Below are 25302 nucleotides of genomic sequence, written 5' to 3' on the forward strand. Positions count from 1 at the left end.
CTCAGGCGATGACGCGCAACGGGCCCGTTGATTGGCGGATGCGCATTTCCGGCTTGATCAGATGGATACCGTCGGGTTCGTGGCTGCCGGAAAGCTTGTCGAGGAGCGCGCGGGCAGCACTGCGGCCGACATCGGCCTGGCCATTCCAGACGGTGGTCAATGCCGGCGTGGCGATCGACGCCTCTTCGAGGTCGTCGTAGCCGGTGACAGAGATATCGACGCCGGGCACCAGACCGGCGCGGGCGATGCCGTTCATCATGCCGATCGCCACCAGGTCGTTCCAGCAGACGACTGCCGTCGGCTTCTGCGGCAGGGAGAGCAGATGCACCGCCGCCTCGAAGCCACCCTGCTTCGTGCGGGGACCGGGGATGCGCAGCTCCGGATCGACCTCGATATTGGCCTTGCGCAGCGCGTTGACATAGCCCTGATAGCGGTCGCGCCCGGTCGACGTCTGGTCGGTACCGCCGACCATGGCGATGCAGCGATGGCCAAGGCCGATAAGGTGGTTGGTGGCAAGCGAGATGCCGTAGGCGTCGTCGCCGCGGAAGATCGGCACGTCCACGCCCTCGATCGAACGGGCGATCAGGATCGCCGGCATGCCGTTGTCCTCGGCAAGCTGGATGTCCTCCAACGGCGTACCGATCGCCGGCGACATGATCACGCCATCACCGCCGAGCTGCAGCAGCGTCTCGATGAAATCGCGCTGCTTGTCGACCGAATCGTAGTGGTTGGAGAGAATGAAGGTCTGCTTGTCGCGGTCGAGCTCCGCTTCGATGGCTTTGAGGATTTCCCCGTAGAACGGGTTCATGATGTCGTGCACGACGACGCCGATGATGCCGGAGCGGGATGTTCTGAGACTGGCGGCGCGGCGGTTGTAGATATAGCCGAGCGCGCGGGCCTGCTCCTTGATCTTATCGCGGGTGACGGTCGCCACCAAAGGACTGTCGCGTAGAGCCAGGGATACCGTTGCCGTCGAAAGACCGAGTGTTTCCGCGATCGTCGAAAGCTTGACCTTTTGCGCCACGATGCCCCCTGTAGCCTTGTTCCGCCCCCGGCCGCAGCCCCACAATCCAATCCGAGTGAGGTTCTTGCAGCATGCCTCACGGCACTTTTCGTACATCCCAGCGGACGTACGCGTGCCATAAATTTAAATCCCTTTTAAACTGTTTAAATCGCCACGGCAATATGCGGCGAACAAGGCTCAGTCGGCGGCCCGTGCGGCCTGGAGATTACTGTCGACGGCGCGCAGCAGTTTCATCAGCGTGCGCACCTGCTTGTCGGTCAGGCCGCGTGTCGCGAGCTTTTCCGAATGCTGCCCCGCCTCGGCGATGATCTGCAGCCGGTTGCGGCCGGGCTCAGTAAGATAGACCTTGGTGAGCCGCGCATCGTCCTCGTCGGGACGGCGCTCGAGGAAGCCCTGCGCTTCCATCCGCCCGATCGTGCGGGTCATGGTCGGCGCCTTGACCCCAAGCCTGGCGGCAAGCCCACCCGCGGTCATGCCGTCGGCTTCGGCCAGCGCCAGCATTACGCCGTCTTGCCCGGCGTAAAGACCACTTTCAAGAAGATTGCGGGAGAGTACGGTGCGCATGGAACGCGCTGCCTGGACAAGGATAGCGGCAAGATCGTGCGGCTCATTCAGGAACTCGTCCTTCTTCTTGCCGTTCTTGCCTTTCTTTTCGGCCTTGTTCTTCTTGCCCATTGGACCTCCTGCCGAATCCCCGAGTCGAACACTTATAACAATACAGCTTGCGATTACGAACTGTATGACTCAAATAACAATTTTACGACAATTGACGTGGAGGATCGAAGAGAAATGTCGATGCCTGAGCCGCGATGGCAGGACAATCGGACCGACCTTCCGGCCGACGCTCGCCGTGACTGGATCGCCGTGCTGCCGCTCGGCGCCCATGAACAGCACGGTCCGCATCTGCCCTTCGAAACCGACACGCTGATCGCCGAGGGCATCGTCTCCCGCACGATCGCCGCCATGCCCGCCGGCCTGCCGGTAACCTTCCTGCCGGCCGAGCCGGTCGGTTACTCCATCGAGCACATGGATGTCGCCGGCAGCCGAACCCTTGCCTATGGCGAGGCGGTCGAGCGCTGGCTCGGCATTGCCGGCGATCTCCATCACCTCGGCGTCCGCAAATTCGTGATGCTGAACGCCCATGGCGGCAACTCGCCGTTGATGACGATCGTCGCGACCGAAGCGCGCATACGCTTCAACATGCTGGCCGTCGCGACGAGTTGGACCCGCTTCGGCCAACCGGACGGCTGGATCAAGCCGGAGGATAAAGCCTTGGACATCCACGGCGGCGACATCGAGACATCGGTGATGCTGGCGCTCCATCCGGACAGGGTCGACATGGCCAAGGCCGAAAATTTCACCTCCCGCCAAGGCGAATTTTCTGAACGCTTCAAGCATCTGCGCGCTTACGGTCCCCACGCCTTCGGCTGGAAGATGCACGACCTGAATGGCGAAGGTGTCGCCGGCAATGCCTCGGTTGCCACGGCGGCACGGGGTGAGATTTTGATCGCCCATGCCGTCCGAGGGTTTATCGAACTCCTTGACGATGTCAGGGATTTCGACCCCGACGAACTGGCTTGAGGCCGCGCCGGCAAACACTTTCTTTGTGCTTTTGCGCTATCAGATGCCCAAATGCGCGCGGCGTAGGGCAGAAAAACCATGGCGAAGATCATTGCGCTCGGCGCCTATTTCTACCAGGCCGTCATCGCCTTTGGCCTGCTGATCGTCGTCGCCCACTGGCTGGCGCCGGCCGACTATGCCAGCTATTCACTGTTCATCTCCATCTGCCAGTTCGCTGCGATCGCCGCCTTCGAATGGGTGCGTTTCGCCTGCATGCGTTTCTACCCTGGGGCGGATGCGGACAGTGAAGCGGCGGAGCGGCGGGCGATCCTGACCGAAGCCCTCGCCTGCGCCATGCTGTGCCTGATCGCGGCGGGCGTGTCCTTGATCTTCGGCGTGCCGCCGGTCGTGGCGCTTGTCGGCGGCCTGGTCTCGATCGCACAAGGCAGCAGCGATCTGCATCTGACCATGCTGCGTTTTCGCCAGGATTTCCGCGCCTTCTCGGTGCTGCAGGGCTCCCGCGCCACCATTCTCGCCGCGGGTACGCTCCTCGGCGCACTCATCTCGCCAAGCTTCCTGTCGACCGTCACGGGCCTGCTCGCCGGTTACATTGCCTATGGCCTGCTTGCATTCCTTCTTTCCCGCCGCGCCGACACGCGCCCAGCCGCCGCGCTCGACAATGTCCGTATCCGCAAGCATCTCATCTATGGCAGCGTGTCGGCCGGGGCCGCCACTGCCGCCATGTTCGCGCCCTTGGCACTGAAGGCGATCTTCACCTCGGCGCTCGGCGCGACGGGTGCTGCCGGCGCCCTGCTTGCGCTCGACCTGCTGCAACGCCCGTTCGTGCTCATCGTTTCGGCCCTTCAGGCGATCCAATATCCGGAGATCGTTGCCGCGCATGACCGGACCGGCGATCGCGCCGCTCTTCCCCGCCAACTCGGGCAATACTACGCGCTGCTGACGAGCTTTGCGCTGATGATGGCCGCCGGTATCTTCGCTGCACTTCTCCCGGCCACCTGGCTCGTCATCAGCCCGGACCTGCAGCAAGGTTTCCTCGCAACCGCGCCTGCCATCATCGTCCTCTCGCTCGTTCGCACGCTGACACAGATCATGCTGCCGACGCCGCTGCACCTGAGGCAACGCCTTGCGTTGATCCTGCTGCTCGCCGTGGCCGACTGCGTGCTTCTAAGCCTTGGAGCATTGGCAGTCCTGGCTTTGGCTGGGGCGAACGATGCGGCGTTAGCCTGGGGCAGCGCCATCGGCGCGATCCTCGCCGCCCTCATCGGCCTTCGCCTGATGTCCTCGCTCGCCTTCGATTTCTCCTGGCCGCCCGTGCTCTTCGCCGCCGCCGGACTTGGCGCGGCCGTGCTGGCCTTCTCCCTCTCCGGTGAAACCAGCTACGTTACGATCGGTACCGGTATTGTTGTCGGTGGTCTGTTCTGCCTGCTCTCGCTCAACCAGTTGCGGCTGATGATGCGGTCGCCGAGACCCAGCACGGCCTAGGCGCTAAGAAAAACTGCACGAATTTCCGGTTAGATCGCGCCGAAAGAGCGGAGAGCGCCCCATGAACATCGTCGTCGGCATAGCGACCGCGGGCCGCCGCGAGGTCCTCTCCGAAACCCTGCTGCATCTGACGCGGCAGACGCGACTACCGGACGCCGTCGTCATCTGCCCAAGCACGCCGGAGGACGTCGACGAAGCCAGAATCGGCTCGCTTCCCTTGAAGGCCCGTATCGTCGCGGGCAACAAGGGTTCCAGCGCACAGCGCAACGCCATCCTCGACCAGGCGACAACCGCCGATCTGATCGTCTTTTTCGACGACGATTTCCTGCCGCGCAGCGATTTTCTTACCGAGGCTGAAAGGCTGTTCGATCGCGAGGCTGATCTCGTCGTGGCAACCGGCCTGGTTCTGGCCGACGGCATTCATGGCCCGGGCATATCGATTGCCGATGCCAAGGCGATCCTCGAGACGGATCCCGGCGCTCAGCCGCACGATGTCACACAGCCGGCCTTCAACGCCTATGGCTGCAACATGGCCTTCCGCGTATCGGCGATTGCCGCCGAACGCACCCGTTTCGACGAGCGGCTGCCGCTCTATGGCTGGCAGGAGGATGTCGATTTCTGCCGGCGTCTGGCCGCGCACGGGCGCATCGTGAAATCGCCGGCGCTGCGCGGCGTCCACCTCGGCAACAAGCGCGGCCGCACCTCGGGCCTGCGCTTCGGTTACTCGCAGGTCGCCAATCCGCTCTATCTGCGCAACAAGGGCACGGTCGGACTGAAATGGGCACTTCGCCTCATGGGTGGCAACATCGCCGCCAACATCCTCGGCAGCCTCAAACCGCAAGGCCTCGTCGATAGACGCGGTCGGCTCAAGGGCAATCTGATTGCATTTGGTGATTTTGTCCGGGGTCGACTGGACCCGATGCGGGTTCTCGACCTTTGACGCTCCAAAATCGCGCAGAATGGATCAGGTGTGCTGCGCCGCCAGCATGTTGAGCAGCACGACCGCACTCCCGTCCCAGGAAAAGCGCTTCGCATTGTCAAAGCCGGAACGCCGCAAATCTCGGCGAACGGCCTCGTCGGCGGAGATCGTCCGCATCGCGTCGACCAAAGCCTCCGTCTTCAACGGATCGAAGTAGCAAACGGCATCGCCGCAGGCCTCGCGAACCGGCGGAATATCGGCGGCCAGCACCGGGCACCCCTGCGTCATTGCTTCCAGCGGCGGGATGCCGAAGCCTTCATAGAGGCTGGGAAAGACGAAGGCGACAGCGCGGCGCTGCAGCCCGGCGATCTCCTCGTCGGTCAGGCGACCCGGAAAGACCAGGTTGCCCTTCGATGTGGGCGCGATATCGCGGAACACGGTCGGATCGGTGCCACCCACGACCACGAGCTTGTGGTCGCCGGCACCGAGTGCCTCGAAAGCGCGCACAGCAAACTCGACATTCTTGTTGGGCTTCAGCGTGCCGACCAGCAGGAAGAAGGGCGTATCGGCAAGCCCGAGCCGCTGGATGACGCCCTCGTCCGGCAGAAGTCGCGCGAAGTGATCCGTCGCGTTGTAGATGACGTCGATGCCAGCAGCCGACACGCGGAAGACATCGGCAAGCTCCTGGCGCGAAAAGTTGGAGACGGTGCCGAGCTTTGCTCGCCTTGCAAGGATGAAACCGAGCGCCCCATGAAACAGCCGGTAGCCGCGCCCGAACGAGGCCGGATGGCGAAACAGGGTGACGTCGTGGATCACCACCACCTGGTCGCCGTGCAGCACCGGGCCGCTGCCGCCGAAGCCGATCAGCATATCGCGGCGCGCGCGCCAGTAGAGCGCACCCTGCTCCCAGACATGGCCCGGTCCGGAGCCGAACCGCTCGACCGAAATCGCCTTGAGCCCGAGATCGTCGACAGCCTTGCCCGGAGTAAGCAGCCGCCAGCGCGCGTCCTTCAGCGCATGCGGCACCTGCCCGGAAGCGATGCGCGCATCCAGCGCTCGGGTCATCTCACGGGCAAAGCGCTGCACGCCGGTAAGCGGCTGGGTCAGGAACCGGCCGTTGATGGAAATCGTCTTCACCTGCACACCCCTAGGATCTGCCGCGCACTCTCTCCGATTTTGATGAAAGGAGGGTTATCGCAGACCGCTGAGGCGATCCGCCCGCGCCCGCCAAAATCGCCCGCGCCATTTGCGCATCGCCGCCGCATCTCCTATATGAAACCCGACTTGGATGCCTGCCCGCCGCATCCGGAAATCCTAGAGGTTCCCATGACCGAAACATCCCCGCAGAAGCCGATCCCCGTCACTGTGCTCACCGGCTATCTCGGCGCCGGCAAGACGACGCTTTTGAACCGCATCCTCAGCGAGAACCATGGTCGCAAATACGCGGTCATCGTCAACGAGTTCGGCGAGATCGGCATCGACAACGACCTGATCGTGGAATCCGACGAGGAAATCTACGAGATGAACAACGGCTGCGTCTGCTGCACCGTGCGCGGCGACCTGATCCGCGTGGTCGAGGGCCTGATGCGCCGCCCCGGCCGCTTCGACGCGATCATCGTCGAGACGACCGGCCTTGCCGATCCGGTGCCGGTCGCCCAGACCTTCTTCATGGACGATGACGTGCGCGCCAAGACCGAGCTCGACGCGGTCGTCGCACTTGTCGATGCCAAGCACCTGCCGCTGCGGCTGAAGGACAGCCGCGAGGCCGAAGACCAGATCGCCTTTGCCGACGTCGTGCTGCTCAACAAGACCGACCTGGTCACACCTGAGGAACTGGAGCGCATCGAAGCGACCGTGCGCGTCATCAATCCGTCGGCCCGCATCTACCGCACCCAGCGCTCCGACATCGATCTTGCCAAGGTCCTCGATCAGGGCGCCTTCAACCTGGAAAGGGCGCTAGAAAACGATCCGCACTTCCTCGACCAGGACGATCACGAACACGATCACACCTGCGGTCCGGATTGCGGCCACGATCATCACCATCACCACCATGATCACGACCATCATGATCATGATCATGACCACGATCACGACCATCATCATCACCACGATGCCCCCTCGCCGATCCACGACGTGACGGTGCAGTCGATCTCGCTGCGCGGCGGCGAGATGAACCCCGATCGCTTCTTCCCCTGGATCCAGAAGATCACCCAGACGGACGGCCCGAACATCCTGCGCCTGAAGGGCATCATCGCCTTTGCTGGCGATGCCGAGCGTTACGTCGTTCAAGGCGTGCACATGATCATCGAGGGCGATCACCAGCGTGCGTGGAAGGAAGGCGAAAAGCGCGAAAGCCGCCTCGTCTTCATCGGCCGTGACCTCGATCGTGAAAAGCTCGAGCGCACCTTCAAAGCCTGCGAGGCGCAGCCGAACTGATGCCGACTGTCGCTCCCCTCGATCTCGAAGGTCACGTCGTCGGCGTGGCCTTTCTCAAAGGCGTCCCCTTCTTCGCCGAAGCCACCGGTGCGATCCATCGCCTCGACCTCGGCCACAAGACGACGGAGGTCCATGAGGGCCTGCTGTCGCTCGTGGTGGACGACGCCAACGACACGCTGCTGACCGGCGGCGAGGACGGCAAGGTCATGCGTACGGCCGCCGACGGCACCACCTCGCTGGTCACCGAAGCGCCACGCAAGTGGATCGCGCAAGTTGCGACAGGCCCGCAAGGCGCCGTCGCCTATGCCTATGGCAAGACTACGCATGTGCGTCTTGCGGAGGGCACGACGAAGGAATTTACCGAGGAACGCACCGTCGAGGGCCTCGCCTTCGCGCCGAAGGGTTTGCGCATCGCCGCTGCCCGCTACAATGGCGTGTCGCTGCATTGGGTCGGCACCTCCGGCCAGCCGATCGATCTCGAGTGGAAAGGTGCCCACACCGGCGTCACCTTCTCGCCGGACGGCCGCTTCCTGGTGACGACAATGCAGGAAAACGCGCTGCACGGCTGGAAACTCGACGCCAAGCCCGGCGCCGAAGCCCGCCACATGCGCATGACCGGCTATCCCGCCAAGGTGAAGTCGGTCTCCTGGTCAGCCAAGGGCAAATGGCTCGCCTCCTCGGGCGCCCCGGCCGCGATCGTCTGGCCCTTCCAGGGCAAGGACGGCCCGATGGGCAAGGCGCCGCTGGAACTCGGCACCCGCGCCGACATCATGGTGACCTCGGTCTGCTGCCATCCGGCCGAAGACATCGTCGCGATCGGCTATCAGGACGGCATGATCCTCGGCGCGCGCTTTGCCGACAGCAAGGAAGTGCTGCTGCGCCGCCCCGGCAAGGGCGCCATCACCGCCATGGCCTGGAACAAGGACGGCCGGCAGCTCGTCTTCGGCTCGGCCGAGGGTGACTGCGGTGTCGTCGATATCGCGGGATAGCAGGCGAACAATGACCGCAGGCGCAGAAGCTCCACTCTATGCTGGCTCGGCCGTTGTGCCTCTGGCGGACGGCGAAGTCTGGAACCGCATCCGTGCGGAAGCCCGGGCGCTCGCCATGCGCGAGCCGGTCATGGAGCAAACCCTGCGGCTGATCACCGAGGCGCGGTCGGATGCGGCGGTGCTCGCAGGTGTTCTCGCTTCCCATCTTTCCGTCGCCCGTGTCGACGAACGGTCGCTGGCGCAGCTGCTTTCGGACGTCTTCGACGCCGATGCAGCAGCTCTGCGCGCTGCCGAGGCGGACCTCCAGGCGGTGATGGAGCGTGACCCCGCCTGCCCGGGCCTCTTGCATGTCCTCCTCAATCTCAAGGGCTTCCAGGCGCTGCAGACCTATCGCGCGGCTCACCGGCTCTGGATCGATGGCCGCAGGCAAGTCGCCAACTGGCTCTCGAACCTCGCCTCGCTTGTCTTCGGTCCCGATATCCACCCGGCCGCAGCAATCGGCAAGGCGGTGATGCTCGACCATGGATCCGGCATCGTCATCGGCGAGACCTCCGTGATCGAAGACCAGGTTTCGATCCTTCAGAACGTCACGCTCGGCGGCACCGGTAAGGAAACCGGCGATCGGCATCCAAAAATACGCCAAGGCGTCATGATCGGCGCCGGCGCCAAGATCCTCGGCAATATCGAGGTCGGAGCCTACAGCAAGGTCGCGGCCGGCAGCGTCGTCCTGAAGTCCGTGCCGCCGCGCACCACGGTCGCGGGCGTGCCGGCAATGGTGGTGCGCATTCACCGTGTCGACGAGGTGCCGGCGGCCGAGATGGACCAGACGATCGTCTGATCCATCTCGGCCCGCGTCAGACCCGCTCCCGCTTCAGATCTTCACCAGCGCGGCGGTGACAAACATGAAGGCGGCGCCGGTCGCGAGACCGGCCAGAACAGGCGGCGTCAGGAACACGTCGCGCCCGCGCTCGCTTTGCCGCATCAGATAGGCGCCGACTTCGATGATCACCTGCAAGATCGCCCCTGCACCAACCGCAAGCGCCAACGCCGACCACTGCGCCGAGGTTGCAAGGCTTCCGAGCCACATGCCGATCACCGCCGGACCGCCGGCAAGCAGCGTCAGCCCGATGAACGTCCAGATGGACGGCCTCTTTTTCAGGATCGGAGCGGCAATGCCGATGCCCTCGGTGACGTTGTGGAGCGCAAAGCCCAGCACCAGGAAGGTACCGAGCCCAGCCGACCCCGCCGCAAAGGCGGCACCGATCGCCAGCCCCTCGCCGAGATTGTGCAGGCCGATCCCGAGCGCGATGTAAGTGGAAAGCGCAAGCCCGGCCGGCGCACCGCTTCGCCGCCCGATCGCTATCAGCAGGAGGAAGCTGCCCAAGCCCGCCAGCACCACCATGACCGGCCCTTGGAAGATCGCGGCCGCCTCGCCGGCAAGTTCGAGCGCTTCTGCACTCGCATCGACAAGCAGGAAGCCGAGCAGGCCGATCGTCAGTGACAGCAGGAACGCCATGCCGTCGCGGCCGACGCCACGCAGCACCGGATAGAACATCAGGCCGACGGCCACCGGCACGATGCCGACGATAATGCCGACCAGCGCCTGCAGTCGCAGTTGGCCTGTCGTTGCCTGCGGCGTTGGCACGGCGACGGCAATGTCGTGCACAAACGTGGCCCCGGTGTTGGTCACCACCTTCACAGCATGCGCCTCGCCCAGCATCCATGGGAATGGCAGGTTCAGCCATGCTGCCCTGCCCCGCGCGATCGGCCCCGACGGATCCTGGGTGAACTGCCAATAGGCGTCATCCACCTGAACCTGCGCCACTGTCATCGGTTCGGATCCACCGGCGCGAACAAGGAGGCGAAGGCCGCTATCGTCGAGCACGGTCCTTTCGAAGGTCAGGTTTTCGATAGGCGGCGCGCCATTGCGGAATCCTGACAACGGATCGGCCGATAGAATCCAGGCAACGGCAATGGCAAAGGCGATGAGAGGCAGCGCCAGCCACACCAGGTTGGTCTTTGCCGCGCGGATAGCAGCTCTCGGCAGGGTCTCGTTCATGCCAGCGCCTCCACCACGTCGAACATGCCGACCCAGCCGAGCTCGGTAAACTCGGTCTGATGCGGGTGGAACATGTAAAGACCGGGCTCATGCTCGGCGAAGGTGAATTCGAGAATGCCGCGCTGTGCCTGGCACTGGGTGATGAGATCGACGGTTTTCAATGTCGGCGTCAGCGTCGTGCCCTGATCGTAATAGTCGAAGAAATTGGCGTGCAGGTGGAACGAGTTGATTGGGTCGAACTCGATGACGTTGACCAGATAGATGCGCACCGGTTTGCCCTTCACGATCCGGATCGGCCGCTTCATGAAGGCGTGAGCGACGGTGTTGACCGCGTAGAACTCGTTTTCCGCATCGAAATTGGTGTCGAAGGCGTTCATCACCATCACCAGTTCCTGCCAGCCGGCATTCTCCGGCGTGCCGAGCAGTCGGGAGCGGGCGACGTCCACATGTTCCGGCCGGCGCTCCGGATCCGGGTCGATGACGAAGGCGCCGTACATGCCCTTGTGAATATGCCGGCGCAGCGGCATCGCATGGCAATGATAGAGATGGCAGCCAAACGGCTTGGCGTCGAACTCGTAAATGAACTCATCGCCCGGATCGACCATGCCCGCACCCGGCACGCCATCCATGCGTGCGGCATGGATGCCGTGGAAATGGATCGAGTGCGGATGAGACGCATAGTTGCGAAAGACGATTCTCAGCCGCTCACCCTCCTTCGCCCGCAGCGCCGGCCCGGGGACACGGCCGTTATAGGTCCAGGCGGGAAACTTGATGCCGGGAGCGATCTCGATCTCGCGATCCTCCGCCCTCATCTCGAAGGTGCGTAGCGTCCGCCCGTCCGGTAGCGTTGAAACGGTCCCGGTCTCCCAATCGGTCAGCATGTCGGTCGGATCGAAGCCGTTGGCTGCGCTGTCAACATCGCCGACTGTCATCATCGCCCCATGCCCCATGGCGGGCATCGGGTCCTGGGTGGTGGCCCCCGCCGGCGCAGCATGACCGGCATGGCTCGCCTGCTCTTGGCCCAAGGTGGCGCTGGTGCAGATCGCGGTCCCGCCCGCCGCCGCCAGCCCGCCCATCAGAAGGCTCCGCCTTCGGAGCAGGTCTGGTCTTGTCGGCTTGTCCATTTTCGGCCCTCTCTCGATTGGATAACCCGCGCGCCACGCTGCGATCGGCATAGGTCAGCAATGCGCCACATGCTTTTGCAAATCATTTGCAGCTACATCAATAATGCAAATGCAACTCATTCGCAATTAACTTGCAAATCGAGCGATCTTCCGGCCCACGGGACAACTCGGCCAAGGCCGCACCTGCGATCGGCCCTGAAACGAAAACGTCCCCGGAAGCACGCGCTTCGGGGACGTTGATCGGAAGCCGTTGCACGGACCGGAAGCGGGCTCATCCGCGTGGCAAAGCCCGACGAGCGCCAGTCTCACCAATCGAGTTCGAGTTGCGGAAGCCCGTTCGAGGTCTTTTCGATCGTCCGACCCGTCTCATCCACCGTCGCAGTGACCCGTTGACGGAAGGCCGAGAAGCTCTCGAAGGTGACGACGTCGACCGGTTCGTCGAATTTCATCGTCAGGCGATAGCGCCCCGGCTGCGCCGTCAGCGCCTGCACCGACAGGATTTCGCCTTCGAAAGCCTGGCCGAGATAGCGCCCCTTCACCCGCGAGCCCAGCATCCAGGGATTGAAGGGCGGCCGGTTGCCGACGGCAGCGTGCAGCGTGTTCCAGTCGCGAAAGCCGTATTGGGCGGCGATCAATTCAAGCGAACGGGAATGGCCGATGGTTTCGCCTTCGGCAGCAAGGCGGGTACGCAAGCGCCTGGCCTGATCTTTTAGGGCATCGAGTGAGGGAAGCGTGGTTGTTCCGCGCGTCATGAGAGGGTCTCCTGCAGCGGCATGCATTCCTTGGAGATGGGAGCCCGCATTGCCACCGGTTCGCATGCCGTTTCGGCTGACCGTGTCTCGAAGAAGGACTTCACCAAAGCATGACGCTCGCGGACGGCAGGGACCTTCACCCTGCCGTTTCCATAGGGGATGCCGTCTCGGCTGTCAAACCTCGCCTGGAAGAGCGGCGATCGTGCAGGCGCAAAAGACGATTGCGCACGCGCAAAAGCTGTGGGACGACTACGGCGCGGGAGACGCAGGGAGGACCCCATGACCGACATGACGATACTCGCATTCGCGCTGGTTGCCTTCATCGGCATCGCGACGCCAGGCCCGACGGTCCTGCTCGCGCTCACCAACGGCTCGCGCTATGGCGTGAAGCGCGCCACGGCCGGTATGCTCGGCGCCATGCTCTCGGATTTCGTGCTGATCGGCGCCGTCGCACTCGGTCTCGGCGCCCTGCTCGCCGCCTCCGAATTCTGGTTTACCGTCGTCAAATGGCTGGGCGCCGCCTACCTCGACTTTCTCGGTATCATGCTGTTGCGGTCGAAAGGGACGATCCAGGTCGCAACCGAGGCAAGCGGCTCCGGTCATCCCGTTTCCGCTGTCGCCATCTTCCTCAAGAGCTTCCTCGTCGCCGTCACCAACCCGAAGGGCTACCTGTTCTTCACCGCCTTCCTGCCGCAGTTCATCGACGCCGCCGCGCCGCAAGCACCACAATATGCCATCCTGGCATTCGTCTTCGCCTCGGTCGATCTTGCCGTAATGTTCGGTTACGCGCTGCTCGGTGCACAGGCCGCGGCCTTCCTCAAGCACTCCGGCGCCGTCTGGCTCGATAGACTCTGTGGCGGCGCGCTACTGGCGCTCGCCGGCTCGCTCGCCCTCTATCGCCGCGCCACCGCCTGCTGCTTCGTCAGCACGTGCTCGCAGCCATCGCGAGTGGCGACGTGACCTTGGCCTTCCGACGCTGGACGAAGCCAACGGTCAGGGCCGGTGGTACGCTGCGCACCGCAGTCGGCGTTCTCGCCATCGATGCCGTCGACGAGATCGAGGAAGGCGCAATCACCGACGGCGACGCGCGCAAGGCCGGCTTTGCCGACCTCGGCGCTCTCTTGAAACAGCTTGCCGCTCGCCGCGATGGTCGCTGCTACCGCATCGCCTTCCACCGAGCCGGCGACGATCTGCGCATCACGCTGCGGGAAATGTCCGACTTCGGCAGCGAAGAACGGGCAGAGATCGGCCGCAAGCTCGATGACTTCGACCGCAGCGCGGGCATGGCCTGGACGATACCGGTGCTCACGCTGATCGCTGCCTGCGACGGAACCACCGCCACGGAATTGAGCGCCACCATCGGCATGGAAAAACTGAAACTCAAGACGCGCATCCGAAAACTGAAGGAACTCGGCCTCACGGAAAGCCTTGCCGTCGGCTATCGCCTGTCCGAACGCGGCCGCGCCTTTCTCAAGGGGGCAGTAACGCACAAAAAGGCGGACGGCGCCGAGGACACCATCCGCTTCTCGTCTTGAGGCACATGCGATCCACGGCAACACAGCGCGAACACCATCGTTGCGCGTATCGGTGGCTCCTTCTAATCCCGATTGCCACTGTTGCGTGCCTGGAGCAGGTGTGAGACGACTTGCCACCGAGACGGGCAAGGCGAGGAGACAGGCATGATCGGCTACACCATGGTCGGGACGTCGGACCTGAAACGTGCAGAGCGTTTCTATGATCCGCTGATGACGCTGATCGGCCAGGAACGCTGCTATTGCGACGAGCAGGTGTCCTCGTGGGGCCGAAAGGACGACGACAAGGCGCCGCGCTTCTTCGCCTGCTACCCCTTCGACACGCGTCCCGCCTCGGTCGGCAACGGCGCCATGACGGCCTTCCTGGTGGAAAGCGCCAACCTCATCGACCGCCTGTTCGAAACCGCAATGGAGCGAGGCGGCGGCGAAGAGGGAAAACCGGGCTTCCGCCCGCAATACGGAGACGGCTTCTACGCGGCCTATGTGCGCGACCCGGACGGCAACAAGCTTGCCTTCGTCTGCTACGACGCCCGCACGGAGAAAGATGCCGCCTAGTCGGTCCTTTGCCGGGCACCCCTAGCGTCGCGTCGACCAGCCGAACCAGATCGCCACGGCCGCGAGCATCAGTGCGAGCACACGTCGCACCAGTCGTTCGCGGGACGGTGAGTTGAGGACCGGCTCCAAAGCCCCTGCCAGAAGCACGATCGCGGCATGCACCGCAGTCGCGACGCCCACATAGATCGCAGCAAGCGTCAGGTTCTGCGGCAACAGCGGCCGGGCGTCGTCAACGAAGGTCGGCAGGACGGTTACGAAGAACAGGGCCGCTTTCGGATTGAGCAGATTGGTGATCAAGCCACGTCGAAAATAGAAGGATACCGGCTTGCCGCTCGGACCGGCCTCCTCGCCGTTGCCGTTCCAGGCGTCGAAGGCAAGATAGAGCAGGAAGCCGACCCCTGCCCAGCGAAGTGCGCCGTAGAGCATGTCCGACTGACCGACGAACTCGGCAACCCCGAAGGAGGCGGCGAAGCCCACGAGTGCCGGGCCGAGCGCGACGCCGGCAACGGTCGCCATGCCGGGCCGACGCCCCTCCGAGGCCGCAACCATGGCGAGGTAGGCCATGTTCGGCCCGGGCGTCAGTTCGATGATGAAGGATGTCAGCAGAAAGGGCAGCAGGGTCGCTGCCCCGAGAATGAACGGATCCATGCGGGAGATTTCCATGCACTTGCAACGAGGCCTTGTCCGCAAGGACAGGTCAGCGACGCCGCGTTGTCAAGGAAGATCACGAAATCATCGGGAGAGAGCGCCCGGCCCATGGGCGTCTGCCCCCTCACCGGTCGCATCGGACCAGCGAGGGAGCAGCGAAAAATCCGCCTCCGCAGGGTTGGAGGCGGAAAGGGGTATCAAGCCGCGCGGCGGACCGGCGGCATCGTCAGCTTACGGCCGCTGGCGACGATCAGGCCGGCAGCGCCCTCAAGCCAGTTGTCCCGAAGCTCGAGCGCCAGGAACCGGTTGCGCTCAAACGGGCCGGGCATGACGAGGTGCTGCGTGCGGCCCGCGAAGAAGCCGAAGCGCTCGTAATAGGCGGCGTCGCCCACGAGCAGGATCGCGCCATGGCCGCGGTTCTTGGCCTCTTCGATCGCCGCCCGCATCAGCATGCCGCCGATGCCCTTGCCCTCATGATCAGGATCGACCGCGAGCGGACCGAGCAGCAATGCCGGCAGGGCATGGTCTTCGCGGTTGACACCGGCTTCGACGTTCCAGAGACGCACCGTGCCGATCACATGACCGTCGATATCACGCGCGACGAAGGCGAGGCCCTCGGCCGGCAGCCGGCCACTGCGCAGCTTTTCCGACGACTTGCGGCGCCGCTCCGGCCCCATGGCACGGTCGAGCAGGTTCTCGCGCGCGACGACGTCGCCCGGATTTTCGGCATCGATTACAAATGTAGTGGGCGCAAAGAATGCGCGCAGGGCGTCAACAACAGCGGCCATCGGGGCCTCCCGTCATCAAAACCGCTTCAGGCGGACCGAACAAAAATTGTGAAATGGCGCTCCCGCCCGAAGACGGGAGCAAACCGGATCAGATCACGTAGGCCTTCAGCGGCTCGAAGCCGTTGAAAGCGACGGCCGAGTAGGTCGTCGTGTAGGCGCCGGTGCCCTCGATCAGAACCTCGTCACCGATCGAAAGCGTGATCGGCAGCGGGTACATGTTCTTCTCATAGAGCACGTCGGCCGAATCGCAGGTCGGGCCGGCGAGAACGCAAGGTTCCATTTCGTCGGCATCGCGCGCCGTGCGGATCGGGTAGCGGATCGCCTCGTCCATGGTTTCGGCTAGACCGCCGAACTTGCCGATGTCGAGGAACACCCAGCGATGGGCGTCGTTGTCCGACTTTTTCGACACGAGCACGACTTCCGCCTTGATCACGCCGGCGTTGCCGACCATGCCGCGACCCGGCTCGATGATGGTCTCCGGGATGTTGTTGCCGAAGTGCTTCTTCAGCGCACCGAAGATCGCCTGGCCGTAGGCTTCCGCCGTCGGGACGTCCTTCAGGTACTTCGTCGGGAAGCCCCCACCCATGTTGACCATCTTCAGCTCGATGCCGCGCTTGGCCAGCTGCACGAAGACGCGCTTGGCATCCGAGAGAGCCGCATCCCAGGCATCGAGCTTCGTCATCTGCGAACCGACATGGAACGAGACGCCGTAGGAGACGAGGCCGTGCTGATGGGCGTAGACGAGCACGTCGACGGCCATCTGCGGGACGCAGCCGAACTTGCGCGACAGCGGCCATTCGGCACCTTCGCCATCGGTCAGCACGCGGCAGAACACGCGGGCGCCGGGGGCCGCACGGGCGACCTTCTCGACTTCCTCGTGGCTATCGACCGCAAACAAGTTGATTCCAAGCGCATGGGCGCGGGCAATGTCGCGCTCCTTCTTGATGGTGTTGCCATAAGAAATGCGGCTCGGGGTCGCACCGGCATCGAGCGCCATTTCGATTTCAGCGACGGACGCGCAATCGAACGAGGAGCCGAGACCGGCGAGAAGGCGCAGGATTTCCGGCGCCGGGTTGGCCTTGACGGCGTAATAGATCGAGCTGTCGGGCAGCGCGTGGCGGAAGGCCTTGAAGTTGTCGCGCACGACGTCGAGGTCGACAACGAGGCATGGGCCTTCGGGTCGTCGGGTGTTGATGAAGTCGATGATGCGTGCCGTGGTCATGGCCATATTCCCCTGATCCAAAATGCTCCGCTTTCGCGGAGGACAAAGGGCATACGCGCACATGCGCTGGAACCAGCCGGTGGAGACCCCGGAACCATGCATGCGCTCGATGCGCGAACGGTGAATCAAAGCCCGCCTAGGCTTCAATTCGGCTTTGTCTGCCATGGATTGGAGGGGATAACCCAACCGCACTTCCGGCAATGAAGGTGTGCCTCTTCAGTAACCCCGGCTGTTGGAAAGCCGGCAGACACCAGAAAGGCCCGCACCGTCGTTGCTTCAAGATGTCCTCGCATTTCCCGGTTGGCCGGAATAGCGACTGGAGGGGTTAGTTCCAGGTACCTTACCGATACCCTCACCTAATCGAGGGTCGGCGGACACCCACAGGCACGTGCGACTTTGGGCAAGGGCGTAGGTAAGAAAAAAGCCTGTCGCAATCAAGAGTTTTTTCGCACTGGCAGTTGAATTTTTTTCCAAGCAGGCAAAACTGGCGGTGTTCACAAACATTGAACGATCTGCGCCGGATCGATCACTGCTGTAAATTATTGAAAAGGGTCATTATTTTCAGCATGCGCCGGTATCCGCCGAAACCGGTGCATCAGGCGCAAGCGACGGACAACCTGCCGTCGGCATCATCGGCGCGAAAAGAGGCGTTCGCATCGAATCGGCGCAACGCGATTGAGAGCACGAAAGAAAGATTGCCATGGACACACTCACCCGCATCCGCGCCTTCATCGACGTCGTGGACGCCGAGGGGTTCTCGGCCGCCGCCAGGCGCGTCGGCAAGTCGAAGGCGCTACTTTCGAAATATGTGCGCGAACTCGAGGACGAGCTCGGCGCGCTGCTGCTCAACCGCACCACCCGGCAATTCTCGCTGACCGAAGCCGGCCATACCTACTACCGCACCGCCTCGGAAATCCTGAAGGAGATCGACAACCTTGCCGATCTCGTGCGCGCCAACAACTCCGACCTGAAGGGACGGCTGCGCATCACGGCGCCGCGCACTTTCGTCGATGCCGAGATCGGCCAGTCGCTCATCGACTTCGGCAAGCAGCATCCTGAGCTCTCGCTGGAGATCGTCTCGGACGACCGCTTCGTCGATCTCGTCGAGGAAGGCTTCGACGCTGCCATCCGCATTACGCGACTGGAGGATTCCACGCTTATCGCCCGCAAGCTCGACGATTTCCAGGTGCTGATCTGCGCCGCGCCGGAGTTTCTTGAGAAATCCGGCCCGATCGAACACCCGACCGATCTTTCCAAGCTCCCCTGCATTCTCGACACCAATGGCCGCTCCTATTCCAACTGGCGCTTCGTCGAGCCCGACGGCTCGGCCTTCACCGTTCCGGTCAGCGGCCCGATCGAGGTCAACAGTCCGCTTGCCGCTCTGAGGGCCGCCGTCTCCGGCATGGGCGTCGCGGTCATTCCCGATTTCATTGCCCGGCCGAAGATCGCGGCGGGCGAACTCGTGACGATGTTTGACGATTTCCTGCCGCGCGACCGCGGCATCTATGCGATCTATCCGCATCGCCGCTATTTGCCGGCCAAGGTCAGGACGCTGGTCGATTTCCTGCATGCCTGGTTCCGCAAGCCACGCTGACCGCCTCTGCACCACCGAAGCTGCCGCCGGCGCATGTGATCGGCCAAGTCCCAATTCCGTCCCATTTCCGGTACATTCCCGGAAACGAATCGCGGGAGATCGCCCCGCCGAAAGGATTGCCGTTTCATGAGAACCAAACGCCTCATCATGGCCGGCCTTGCCACCCTGCTTGCGCCGTCGCTGGCCCTTGCCCATCCGCACATCTTCGCGGAAGCGCGGCTCGAGGTGGTCTCCGACGACAAGGCCGAAGTCAGCGAACTGCGAAACGTCTGGCGTTTCGACGAGCTGTTTTCGTCGAGCGTGGTGCTCGATTTCGACAAGAACTCGAATGCGATGCTTGATCCGGACGAACTGGCGGAAGTCGGCCAGACCGTGCTGGAGTCGCTGTCTGAGTACAATTACTACACGACGATCCTCGACAACGGCAAAACCATCAAGGTCAACAAGCCGGACAGCATCACCGTCGACTACAAGGACGGGCAGCTCATGATGATGTTCGCCGTCAAGCCGGCCGAGCCGATGCCGCTCAAGGGCAAGCTTTCCTTCGGCGTCTATGATCCGACCATGTATACGGCGATGGATTTCGCGACCGACAACGACCTGACCGTCGTCGGCGAGAAGATCAACGCCTGCGAGCACAAGGTCGTCCGCCCTGATCCGGACGAGGTCCTCGCCGAGAACAAGGACACGCTGACCGATGCCTTCTGGAGTGATCCGACCGGCACGGACATGTCGAAGCTCTTTGCAACCAGGATAGAGATCACATGCTGAACACCTGCAGGATCGGACGTCTGGTCACGGCAGCGCTCATCGTCACGGCGCTGTCCGCAACGCTTGCGGCGGCCCAGTCGCCGCTCGGCATCGGCACGGCCGAGCCTGCATTCAAGACGACCGGCTTCCTCGGCGGTTTCTTCGCCTGGGTGAACATGGAGCAGCAGGGCTTCTACCGGTTGATGACCAACGCGTTGAAGGGCATGCGGGAAAACCCCTGGCAGCTCTGGTCGCTGGTCGGGCTCTCCTTCACCTATGGTGTCCTTCATGCCGCCGGCCCCGGCCACGGCAAGGCGGTGATCTCCTCCTACATGATCGCCAACGAGACCGAGCTGAAGCGCGGCGTAATGTTGTCGTTCCTTTCCTCGATCTTGCAGGGGATCGTCGCGATCCTTTTGATCGGCGCCGTCTATCTGCTGCTGCGCGGTTCGTCGATCAACATGACCACGGCGACGCGGTGGTTGGAAATCGCCAGCTACGCGCTCATTGCCGCTTTCGGCGGATGGCTGCTCCTGCGCAAGCTGCGGTCGATGCTGCGCCCGGTCGCCGTGGCCTCAGTCGCCGGCGGCGGGCATATCCATCTCGCGCACGATCACGACCATCATCACCACGATCACCATCATCACGACCATCACGAACACGGCGGTCACCATGGGCACAGCCATGGCCCTGGCGAAGTCTGCGCGAGCTGCGGGCATGCGCACGCCCCCGATCCGTCGATGCTGAAGGGCGATCGTTTCGCGCTCCGGGAAGCCTGGTCGGCCGTTATCGCCGTCGGCCTGCGTCCCTGCTCCGGCGCGCTGATCGTGCTCTCCTTCGCGCTTCTGAACGGGCTCTATCTCGGCGGCGTGCTGTCGGTCTTCGCCATGTCGATCGGCACGGCGATCACCGTCTCGATCCTCGCGACCATGGCCGTCACTGCCAAGGGCTTTGCGCTCCGCTACGCCTCAAGCGGCTCTGCCGCCGCCCGGATCTCGAATGGCATCGAGATCGCCGGTGCAGCCTCGGTTCTTTTGCTTGGATTGGTGCTTCTCGGCGCAGCCCTGCAGAGCTGAGGCTCTGGCAGGAAGCGATCGTCAAAGCCCGCGCTTGCGCTGGTAGCGGGCCCGGAGCCAGAAGAGCAGGAAAAAGGCCAGTACGAAGATCACGCCGAACGCGGCGGCAAGCCAGGGCGAGATGTCGCCAAGCTTCAGCATGATCGACGGCAGCACGAAGAAGCCGAGGCCGGCGACGACGAGAATGATCGCAGCGGCGATCGCCGGTGACTTTTCCTTGTTCTGCATGACTTCCCTGCTGTTGTCTGGTGCGACCGAGCGTCAGGCGCCTACTTGGACGCCTTCCGCTCCAAGTCCGCACGTATATCTTCAAGCCGCCGCTTCTGGCGACCATCCTCATCGAAATTATCAGCTGCGAGCCAGGTTTCGAATGCGGCATTGAGCAGCGGCCATTCGCTGTCGATCATCGAGAACCAGGCCGTGTCGCGGTTTTCGCCCTTGGAGATCATGTGCTGGCGGAAGATGCCCTCGAACGTAAAGCCGAGGCGCGCCGCCGTGTTGCGGCTTGCCATGTTCTCGCTGTGGCATTTCCATTCGTAGCGGCGATAGCCGAGATCCTCGAAGACGTGTTTCGCCATCAGGTAATGGACTTCGGTCGAGAGCGGTGAGCGCGCCATGGCGGCGCCATGGGCGACGGAGCCGACTTCAACAACGCCATTGGCGGGATCGGCGCGCATGTAATTAGCCATTCCGACGACGATACCCGTCGCCTTGTCGCGAAACACTTCGGTGACCCAGCCGGATTTCTCCTGCGCCGCCGTCAGCCAGGCGTCGAATCCTTCAATGTCCTTGAAGTCCGGCTGCGTGAAATACTTGAGCAGCGGATTGATCGCCATGCCGCCGAGACCGTCCCAGAGGTCCTGAAGATGCCGGTCACGCTCATAGGGCTCGAGCTTGACGAAGCGCCCTTCGAGCGCGACGCCCTTCGGCGCCGGGCATCCTTTCCAGTTCTTGAGATCACGCATCGGCCGCTCCTCCGTTACCCCTTGCACTTCGCAATAGGCCAGAGTGGCGACCGATACAAATTCAAACTGGTTATGAACCCATGAGGATCAGGCGAGGATGCTAGGCCGTCGCCGGCACCTTGGCGGCCGAAACGGTCGCTTCGATGTGATCGACCAGCGCATCCGGAAGGCCGAGGCGGCCGGCCAGCAGGTCGAGATAGCCACGCTCCGCACGCGTCTCCGGCTCGATCGTCAGGCGCGATGCGGTATAGACCTCGACGCGCTCTTCTTCCGTCTTGGCCGCACCGACGATCGCGTCGATATCGACAGGATTGGCAAGCTCGTTTTCGAGGAAGGCGGCGGCATCGGCCGAAAGGCCGGCGACCGACAGCTTGTCCATGATGTGCTGACGCTCGGCCTCGTCGATGTGCCCGTCAGCGCGCGAGGCCGCGATCATCGCCCGCACCAGCGTCAGCGCGAAGTCGTGGCTGACGGCCTCCGGCGCAGACGCGAAGCCGGAATCGGCCGGCGGCGGCAGGAGTTCCGGTTCCCCCTTGGCAACGGTTGCGCCTCCCGGCGTGTTGCCGGCCTGATAGTTCTTGTAGGCCTGGTAACCGAGACCCGCGATGGCCGCGAGGCCACCGAGCACAGCGGCATTGCCGGCCAGCTGGCGACCAGACTTGGTGCCGAGCAGGACCGCGGCGATGGCGCCTGTCGCCAGCGGATTGTCCTTGGCAAGCTGCGTCGCCTGGGTCGCGCGATCGCGCACCGTGCCGCCGGCACCGGGCACCTGCGATCCCAGAAACTGATCCAGCAATTTCTTCGCGTCGAACATCGGGTTTCGCTCCTTGTCGGTTGGATTGTCGGTTCCGGGCGGTTGAGATCAAACGAAACGGAGCGCCGCCCGCGCTCGCGCCGTCGAATGGATTGAGACATAGGAACGTTGCAGGGGAAATACAAATTCGCGCCAGGCGCGTGTGACGAAGAACACCGCGACCAACGAAAAAAGCCGGGCTTACGCCCGGCCTTCAAATGTAGAAACAGTGCTTCCCGTTCAGCCCTTGAGGGCGAAGGCTTCGGCCGCAAGCTTGGTGATGCCGGCCCAATCGCCCTTGGCGACCAGATCCTTCGGTGCGACCCAGGAGCCGCCGACGCTGACGACGTTCGGCAGCGTCAGATAGTCGCGCGCGTTGGAAAGCGAGATCCCGCCGGTCGGGCAGAACATCGTGCCGGCCAGCGGCGAAGACAGCGACTTGAGATAGGCGGCACCACCGGCCTGTTCCGCCGGGAAGAACTTCATGACGTCGTAGCCTTCTTCGCGCAGGCCCATGACTTCGCTCGCCGTCGCGGCACCCGGCAGCAGCGGCACTTCGTGGTCGTTCGCGACATCGATCAGTTCCTGCGTCGTGCCGGGGCTGACGATGAACTTCGAGCCGGCTTCGACAGCCGCTTCGAATTGCGCGGCATTGAGGATCGTGCCGGCGCCGGCAACCGCGCCTTCCACTTCGTTGGCAACCGCGCTGATCGCTTCGAGCGCTGCCGGCGTGCGCAGCGTGATCTCGATCGCCCTCAACCCGCCGGCAACCAGAGCGCGCGCCAGCGGCACGGCGGTCGCGACGTCGTCGATCACGAGGACCGGAACGACCGGCTGCAATTTGAGGATGGAAAGAAGCCTGTCGGTTTTCGCGCTCATGCCGATCGTCCTTTTTAAAACGATTGAATATGCCCTCCGCATACTCCGCCGGCCACCGGTTGTCGAGACCCAAGGGCGCAAGTGTGCGGCATTCTCATGTAAGCTGAAGATAAAATATTACCTACAACAAAGAGATGACTTGAGCCTTCGCACGAAAGCGATAGTTTGATGACGGCGAGCCTATCGAAATGGCGGATTATCCATGGCGAAGGAAATAGAACGCAAGTTTCTGGTCGCGTCCGACGCGTGGCGAGAGCATGCGGACAAGGGCATCGACCTCAGGCAAGCCTATGTCGTCACCATGGACGATCGCTCGCTGCGCGTGCGCATCCACGGCAACAAGTGGGCGCGCCTCACCATCAAGATCGGCAAGTCGGCGCTGGTCAGAAACGAATATGAATACGATGTACCGATGGACGACGCTCGCGAGATGCTGACGCAGGCGGTCGGCATCGTCATCGAGAAACGACGATATCGCGTGCCATACAGGGGCTTCGTCTGGGAAGTGGATGTCTACGAAGGCGCGCTCAAGGGCCTGGTCGTCGCCGAAGTGGAGATGAAGCGCGAGACCGACTTGCCGGCGCTGCCCAATTGGATCGACCGCGAAGTCACCGGCGACCGCCGTTATTCCAACCAGGCACTTGCCACAGAGGGGCTGATGGAACCCCAATCATGACCTACGCCTTCCGGCCCGGACGGCCGTTCACCAACGATTTCCGCGCCATTGCCGCCGAACAACTCACGCAGGCGGTCATGACCCTCGAAGACCGCCCTGATGGCCTCCATGAGGCCATCCATGAGGCCCGCAAGAACTTCAAGCGTCTGCGTTCGCTCTATCGGCTCGTTGCCGCCGACGCGCCGCAATTCCAGAAGCACGAAAACACGCGCATTCGCGACATGGCCCGCAATCTCTCAACCGTCCGCGATGCGGCAGCGCTGGTGGAAAACGCTCAATACCTGAGGGCATCGGCTGCCAGCGTCGAACAGGAGAAGGCTCTCACTCACATTTGCAAGCGGCTGGAGAAACGCCGCGACCGCATCGCTGCCTGCGAGACCGACATCGAGGACCGCGTTGCCGCAACCATCGTCACTTGTGAACACGCCCTGCAGGCACTGGCGCAAGTCTCTTTTGACGATCGTCGCCGCAGAACCGCCGCCCGGCTGACGAAAGGCTGGCAGCAGACGCTCAAGCGCGCCGCCCGCGCCAAGGAAGCCTGCGGCTCGAGCACCGAAGCCGGCGCCTTCCACGAGTTGCGCAAGCGGGCGCAGGACTACCGCATGCATCTGGGACTTATGCGCGACACCTGGCCGTCTGCTATCCAGGCCAAGCGCAGCGAGGCCAAGATGCTGGTCGACACGCTCGGCCACCTCAACGATCTCGCCGTCATGATCCAGTTGATCAACGAAGATCCGGCGCTGGCCGGCAACAGCCAGGACCAGGCCCATCTCATCGCCGCCGTCATTGCCCGGCAGGAAACCTTGCGAGACGACGCGTTGACACTGGCAGCAACGGTCTTCCAGGAGCAGCCCGACGAAGAGAGCCGGACGATCCGTCTGCTCTGGCTCGACGCCGCGCGCTAGCTGGGGCTCCCCGCTGTATTCAGCCGTCGAGCACCACCGCCAGGAAGACAAAACCCGCGGCGACGATCAGAGACACCACGTACAGCAACATGCGCCTTAGGGGTCTGCCGGCGAGATGGGCACGCCCTGGGGTCTGAGGGTCATAGCGTACGTCGACGCTTGTCCCGACGGGCTCGCCTGAATGAGGAAGCTCGGAGTCGAATTCGTGTGTGCGTCCCGCCCCGTCTGTGAACCGAATGATGGCGGTGTCGTAGTCCTCCCCACTCGACACTTGGACGATCCGTCCCTTGGTCGATGTTCCACGACGCCGAAGCAGCGCGTCACGCCGCAGCTTCCATGCGATATCCAACGCAAGTCCCACGCCGACGACCGAGAAAAGCAGACGGACCAAGCGAAAGTCCTCGGCTAACCACACATAGAGCGTGCTAAGGACGGCGCTCAGGTCCATGCCAGCGGCATTCGGATAGGATCGGGGGATCTGCCTGCGTGTACCCTGGCGCAGGAGTCTTCATTGTTACGCACCTTAGGTTTGCATGGCTCAGGGCCCCAAGTG

General features: G+C 63.3%; 28 protein-coding genes. 14 read left to right on the plus strand and 14 right to left on the minus strand.

The genetic code is table 11. The features are described 5' to 3' along the window. Position 1: 1 nt before the first annotated feature. Both ACN9MO_RS15280 and ACN9MO_RS15285 read right to left on the minus strand, forming a co-directional pair. Entirely contained in the window at positions 2-1024 is a 1023-nt protein-coding gene (locus ACN9MO_RS15280) for a LacI family DNA-binding transcriptional regulator (RefSeq protein WP_057254582.1), read from the minus strand. 177 nt (positions 1025-1201) lie between these two features. Then, complete coding sequence (locus tag ACN9MO_RS15285; RefSeq protein ID WP_057254581.1) at positions 1202-1699, minus strand: MarR family winged helix-turn-helix transcriptional regulator; 498 nt, start codon at positions 1697-1699, stop codon at positions 1202-1204. A gap of 114 nt (positions 1700-1813) precedes the next feature. Here ACN9MO_RS15285 and ACN9MO_RS15290 point away from each other — a divergent pair, with 114 nt between their 5' ends. The 3 genes from ACN9MO_RS15290 to ACN9MO_RS15300 all read left to right on the plus strand — a co-directional run bounded on the left by ACN9MO_RS15290 (position 1814) and on the right by ACN9MO_RS15300 (position 5027). Continuing rightward, positions 1814-2605, plus strand: a complete 792-nt coding sequence (locus tag ACN9MO_RS15290) for a creatininase family protein (RefSeq protein WP_112996760.1) — start codon at positions 1814-1816, stop codon at positions 2603-2605. Between the two features lie 78 nt (positions 2606-2683). Then, positions 2684-4087, plus strand: a complete 1404-nt coding sequence (locus ACN9MO_RS15295) for a hypothetical protein (RefSeq protein WP_113132253.1) — start codon at positions 2684-2686, stop codon at positions 4085-4087. Between the two features lie 61 nt (positions 4088-4148). After that, entirely contained in the window at positions 4149-5027 is an 879-nt protein-coding gene (locus tag ACN9MO_RS15300; RefSeq protein ID WP_112996761.1) for a glycosyltransferase family 2 protein, read from the plus strand. Between the two features lie 24 nt (positions 5028-5051). Here the strand turns inward: ACN9MO_RS15300 and ACN9MO_RS15305 are convergent, their stop codons facing one another. After that, complete coding sequence (locus ACN9MO_RS15305; RefSeq protein ID WP_112996780.1) at positions 5052-6143, minus strand: glycosyltransferase family 4 protein; 1092 nt, start codon at positions 6141-6143, stop codon at positions 5052-5054. 189 nt (positions 6144-6332) lie between these two features. Between ACN9MO_RS15305 and ACN9MO_RS15310 the strand changes: the two genes are divergently transcribed. Genes ACN9MO_RS15310 through cysE form a run of 3 tightly spaced genes read left to right on the plus strand, consistent with a single transcriptional unit; the run spans position 6333 to position 9269 of the window. Next, positions 6333-7442: a CobW family GTP-binding protein gene (locus ACN9MO_RS15310; protein ID WP_112996762.1), complete on the plus strand. Its 1110-nt coding sequence runs from the start codon at positions 6333-6335 to the stop codon at positions 7440-7442. Beyond that, on the plus strand, positions 7442-8431 hold the full coding sequence (locus tag ACN9MO_RS15315) for a WD40 repeat domain-containing protein (protein ID WP_058325259.1): 990 nt from the start codon (positions 7442-7444) through the stop codon (positions 8429-8431). The genes ACN9MO_RS15310 and ACN9MO_RS15315 overlap by 1 nt, the downstream gene beginning before the upstream one ends. Before the next feature lie 10 nt (positions 8432-8441). Next, positions 8442-9269, plus strand: coding sequence for a serine O-acetyltransferase (gene cysE / locus ACN9MO_RS15320; RefSeq protein WP_112996763.1), 828 nt, complete (start codon positions 8442-8444; stop codon positions 9267-9269). A gap of 33 nt (positions 9270-9302) precedes the next feature. Here the strand turns inward: cysE and ACN9MO_RS15325 are convergent, their stop codons facing one another. The 3 genes from ACN9MO_RS15325 to ACN9MO_RS15335 all read right to left on the minus strand — a co-directional run bounded on the left by ACN9MO_RS15325 (position 9303) and on the right by ACN9MO_RS15335 (position 12366). Next, positions 9303-10490 carry a metal transporter gene (locus tag ACN9MO_RS15325; RefSeq protein ID WP_058325261.1) on the minus strand — a complete coding sequence of 396 codons (1188 nt, stop codon included), beginning with the start codon at positions 10488-10490 and terminating at the stop codon, positions 9303-9305. Beyond that, positions 10487-11614 carry a multicopper oxidase domain-containing protein gene (locus ACN9MO_RS15330; protein ID WP_112996764.1) on the minus strand — a complete coding sequence of 376 codons (1128 nt, stop codon included), beginning with the start codon at positions 11612-11614 and terminating at the stop codon, positions 10487-10489. Before ACN9MO_RS15330 ends, ACN9MO_RS15325 begins: the two co-directional genes overlap by 4 nt. A 305-nt stretch (positions 11615-11919) precedes the next feature. Continuing rightward, complete coding sequence (locus tag ACN9MO_RS15335; RefSeq protein ID WP_058325263.1) at positions 11920-12366, minus strand: glyoxalase superfamily protein; 447 nt, start codon at positions 12364-12366, stop codon at positions 11920-11922. A 279-nt stretch (positions 12367-12645) separates the two neighbouring features. Here ACN9MO_RS15335 and ACN9MO_RS15340 point away from each other — a divergent pair, with 279 nt between their 5' ends. The 3 genes from ACN9MO_RS15340 to ACN9MO_RS15350 all read left to right on the plus strand — a co-directional run bounded on the left by ACN9MO_RS15340 (position 12646) and on the right by ACN9MO_RS15350 (position 14453). After that, on the plus strand, positions 12646-13326 hold the full coding sequence (locus ACN9MO_RS15340) for a LysE family translocator (protein WP_113132252.1): 681 nt from the start codon (positions 12646-12648) through the stop codon (positions 13324-13326). Next, entirely contained in the window at positions 13323-13901 is a 579-nt protein-coding gene (locus tag ACN9MO_RS15345; RefSeq protein WP_218373491.1) for a hypothetical protein, read from the plus strand. Before ACN9MO_RS15340 ends, ACN9MO_RS15345 begins: the two co-directional genes overlap by 4 nt. Positions 13902-14045: 144 nt before the next feature. Further along, on the plus strand, positions 14046-14453 hold the full coding sequence (locus ACN9MO_RS15350) for a VOC family protein (RefSeq protein ID WP_112996767.1): 408 nt from the start codon (positions 14046-14048) through the stop codon (positions 14451-14453). A 21-nt stretch (positions 14454-14474) separates the two neighbouring features. On the opposite strand, the gene ACN9MO_RS15355 is transcribed toward ACN9MO_RS15350, so the two are convergent. The 3 genes from ACN9MO_RS15355 to odc2 form a co-directional block, all read right to left on the minus strand. Further along, entirely contained in the window at positions 14475-15101 is a 627-nt protein-coding gene (locus ACN9MO_RS15355) for a LysE family translocator (protein ID WP_113132251.1), read from the minus strand. A 197-nt stretch (positions 15102-15298) separates the two neighbouring features. Then, positions 15299-15889, minus strand: coding sequence for a GNAT family N-acetyltransferase (locus tag ACN9MO_RS15360; RefSeq protein WP_112996769.1), 591 nt, complete (start codon positions 15887-15889; stop codon positions 15299-15301). An 88-nt stretch (positions 15890-15977) separates the two neighbouring features. Further along, positions 15978-17117 (minus strand): ornithine/lysine decarboxylase, encoded by a 1140-nt coding sequence (odc2, locus tag ACN9MO_RS15365; RefSeq protein WP_218373492.1) that lies wholly within the window; start codon positions 17115-17117, stop codon positions 15978-15980. A 694-nt stretch (positions 17118-17811) separates the two neighbouring features. On the opposite strand from odc2, the gene ACN9MO_RS15370 reads away from it, so the two are divergent. The 3 genes from ACN9MO_RS15370 to ACN9MO_RS15380 all read left to right on the plus strand — a co-directional run bounded on the left by ACN9MO_RS15370 (position 17812) and on the right by ACN9MO_RS15380 (position 20531). Next, complete coding sequence (locus ACN9MO_RS15370) at positions 17812-18705, plus strand: LysR family transcriptional regulator (protein ID WP_057254565.1); 894 nt, start codon at positions 17812-17814, stop codon at positions 18703-18705. Between the two features lie 126 nt (positions 18706-18831). Then, positions 18832-19476 (plus strand): DUF1007 family protein, encoded by a 645-nt coding sequence (locus ACN9MO_RS15375; RefSeq protein WP_058325269.1) that lies wholly within the window; start codon positions 18832-18834, stop codon positions 19474-19476. Beyond that, a complete protein-coding gene (locus ACN9MO_RS15380; protein WP_112996770.1) occupies positions 19470-20531 on the plus strand; it encodes a nickel/cobalt transporter in 1062 nt (353 codons plus the stop codon). The genes ACN9MO_RS15375 and ACN9MO_RS15380 overlap by 7 nt, the downstream gene beginning before the upstream one ends. 21 nt (positions 20532-20552) lie before the next feature. Here the strand turns inward: ACN9MO_RS15380 and ACN9MO_RS15385 are convergent, their stop codons facing one another. From ACN9MO_RS15385 to ACN9MO_RS15400, 4 genes are all read right to left on the minus strand, one after another. Beyond that, a complete protein-coding gene (locus tag ACN9MO_RS15385; RefSeq protein ID WP_093233560.1) occupies positions 20553-20759 on the minus strand; it encodes a hypothetical protein in 207 nt (68 codons plus the stop codon). 41 nt (positions 20760-20800) lie between these two features. Further along, positions 20801-21496, minus strand: coding sequence for a GNAT family N-acetyltransferase (locus ACN9MO_RS15390; RefSeq protein ID WP_112996771.1), 696 nt, complete (start codon positions 21494-21496; stop codon positions 20801-20803). Positions 21497-21596: 100 nt separating this feature from the next. Further along, positions 21597-22310: a tellurite resistance TerB family protein gene (locus ACN9MO_RS15395; protein WP_058326862.1), complete on the minus strand. Its 714-nt coding sequence runs from the start codon at positions 22308-22310 to the stop codon at positions 21597-21599. A 219-nt stretch (positions 22311-22529) separates the two neighbouring features. Beyond that, entirely contained in the window at positions 22530-23168 is a 639-nt protein-coding gene (locus ACN9MO_RS15400; RefSeq protein WP_113132250.1) for a 2-dehydro-3-deoxy-phosphogluconate aldolase, read from the minus strand. A gap of 202 nt (positions 23169-23370) precedes the next feature. Here ACN9MO_RS15400 and ACN9MO_RS15405 point away from each other — a divergent pair, with 202 nt between their 5' ends. Together ACN9MO_RS15405 and ACN9MO_RS15410 are read left to right on the plus strand one after the other, a co-directional pair. Beyond that, positions 23371-23844, plus strand: a complete 474-nt coding sequence (locus ACN9MO_RS15405) for a CYTH domain-containing protein (RefSeq protein ID WP_058326864.1) — start codon at positions 23371-23373, stop codon at positions 23842-23844. Next, on the plus strand, positions 23841-24749 hold the full coding sequence (locus ACN9MO_RS15410; protein ID WP_112996772.1) for a CHAD domain-containing protein: 909 nt from the start codon (positions 23841-23843) through the stop codon (positions 24747-24749). Before ACN9MO_RS15405 ends, ACN9MO_RS15410 begins: the two co-directional genes overlap by 4 nt. Before the next feature lie 19 nt (positions 24750-24768). On the opposite strand, the gene ACN9MO_RS15415 is transcribed toward ACN9MO_RS15410, so the two are convergent. Next, positions 24769-25197: a DUF3592 domain-containing protein gene (locus tag ACN9MO_RS15415; protein WP_112996773.1), complete on the minus strand. Its 429-nt coding sequence runs from the start codon at positions 25195-25197 to the stop codon at positions 24769-24771. Positions 25198-25302 lie beyond the last annotated feature (105 nt).

It is taken from the genome of Ensifer sp. R-19 (genome assembly GCF_049905105.1).
GTDB lineage: Bacteria > Pseudomonadota > Alphaproteobacteria > Rhizobiales > Rhizobiaceae > Ensifer.

What these genes read in the sequence shown, in the direction of transcription:
- ACN9MO_RS15285 (WP_057254581.1), bottom strand. Translation starts at nt 1,699, where the DNA reads ATGGGCAAGAAGAACAAGGCCGAAAAGAAAGGCAAGAACGGCAAGAAG.
- ACN9MO_RS15290 (WP_112996760.1), top strand. Translation starts at nt 1,814, where the DNA reads ATGTCGATGCCTGAGCCGCGATGGCAGGACAATCGGACCGACCTTCCG.
- ACN9MO_RS15295 (WP_113132253.1), top strand. Translation starts at nt 2,684, where the DNA reads ATGGCGAAGATCATTGCGCTCGGCGCCTATTTCTACCAGGCCGTCATC.
- ACN9MO_RS15300 (WP_112996761.1), top strand. Translation starts at nt 4,149, where the DNA reads ATGAACATCGTCGTCGGCATAGCGACCGCGGGCCGCCGCGAGGTCCTC.
- ACN9MO_RS15310 (WP_112996762.1), top strand. Translation starts at nt 6,333, where the DNA reads ATGACCGAAACATCCCCGCAGAAGCCGATCCCCGTCACTGTGCTCACC.
- ACN9MO_RS15315 (WP_058325259.1), top strand. Translation starts at nt 7,442, where the DNA reads ATGCCGACTGTCGCTCCCCTCGATCTCGAAGGTCACGTCGTCGGCGTG.
- cysE (WP_112996763.1), top strand. Translation starts at nt 8,442, where the DNA reads ATGACCGCAGGCGCAGAAGCTCCACTCTATGCTGGCTCGGCCGTTGTG.
- ACN9MO_RS15325 (WP_058325261.1), bottom strand. Translation starts at nt 10,490, where the DNA reads ATGAACGAGACCCTGCCGAGAGCTGCTATCCGCGCGGCAAAGACCAAC.
- ACN9MO_RS15330 (WP_112996764.1), bottom strand. Translation starts at nt 11,614, where the DNA reads ATGGACAAGCCGACAAGACCAGACCTGCTCCGAAGGCGGAGCCTTCTG.
- ACN9MO_RS15335 (WP_058325263.1), bottom strand. Translation starts at nt 12,366, where the DNA reads ATGACGCGCGGAACAACCACGCTTCCCTCACTCGATGCCCTAAAAGAT.
- ACN9MO_RS15340 (WP_113132252.1), top strand. Translation starts at nt 12,646, where the DNA reads ATGACCGACATGACGATACTCGCATTCGCGCTGGTTGCCTTCATCGGC.
- ACN9MO_RS15350 (WP_112996767.1), top strand. Translation starts at nt 14,046, where the DNA reads ATGATCGGCTACACCATGGTCGGGACGTCGGACCTGAAACGTGCAGAG.
- ACN9MO_RS15355 (WP_113132251.1), bottom strand. Translation starts at nt 15,101, where the DNA reads ATGGATCCGTTCATTCTCGGGGCAGCGACCCTGCTGCCCTTTCTGCTG.
- ACN9MO_RS15360 (WP_112996769.1), bottom strand. Translation starts at nt 15,889, where the DNA reads ATGGCCGCTGTTGTTGACGCCCTGCGCGCATTCTTTGCGCCCACTACA.
- odc2 (WP_218373492.1), bottom strand. Translation starts at nt 17,117, where the DNA reads ATGGCCATGACCACGGCACGCATCATCGACTTCATCAACACCCGACGA.
- ACN9MO_RS15370 (WP_057254565.1), top strand. Translation starts at nt 17,812, where the DNA reads ATGGACACACTCACCCGCATCCGCGCCTTCATCGACGTCGTGGACGCC.
- ACN9MO_RS15375 (WP_058325269.1), top strand. Translation starts at nt 18,832, where the DNA reads ATGAGAACCAAACGCCTCATCATGGCCGGCCTTGCCACCCTGCTTGCG.
- ACN9MO_RS15380 (WP_112996770.1), top strand. Translation starts at nt 19,470, where the DNA reads ATGCTGAACACCTGCAGGATCGGACGTCTGGTCACGGCAGCGCTCATC.
- ACN9MO_RS15385 (WP_093233560.1), bottom strand. Translation starts at nt 20,759, where the DNA reads ATGCAGAACAAGGAAAAGTCACCGGCGATCGCCGCTGCGATCATTCTC.
- ACN9MO_RS15390 (WP_112996771.1), bottom strand. Translation starts at nt 21,496, where the DNA reads ATGCGTGATCTCAAGAACTGGAAAGGATGCCCGGCGCCGAAGGGCGTC.
- ACN9MO_RS15395 (WP_058326862.1), bottom strand. Translation starts at nt 22,310, where the DNA reads ATGTTCGACGCGAAGAAATTGCTGGATCAGTTTCTGGGATCGCAGGTG.
- ACN9MO_RS15400 (WP_113132250.1), bottom strand. Translation starts at nt 23,168, where the DNA reads ATGAGCGCGAAAACCGACAGGCTTCTTTCCATCCTCAAATTGCAGCCG.
- ACN9MO_RS15405 (WP_058326864.1), top strand. Translation starts at nt 23,371, where the DNA reads ATGGCGAAGGAAATAGAACGCAAGTTTCTGGTCGCGTCCGACGCGTGG.
- ACN9MO_RS15410 (WP_112996772.1), top strand. Translation starts at nt 23,841, where the DNA reads ATGACCTACGCCTTCCGGCCCGGACGGCCGTTCACCAACGATTTCCGC.
- ACN9MO_RS15415 (WP_112996773.1), bottom strand. Translation starts at nt 25,197, where the DNA reads ATGGACCTGAGCGCCGTCCTTAGCACGCTCTATGTGTGGTTAGCCGAG.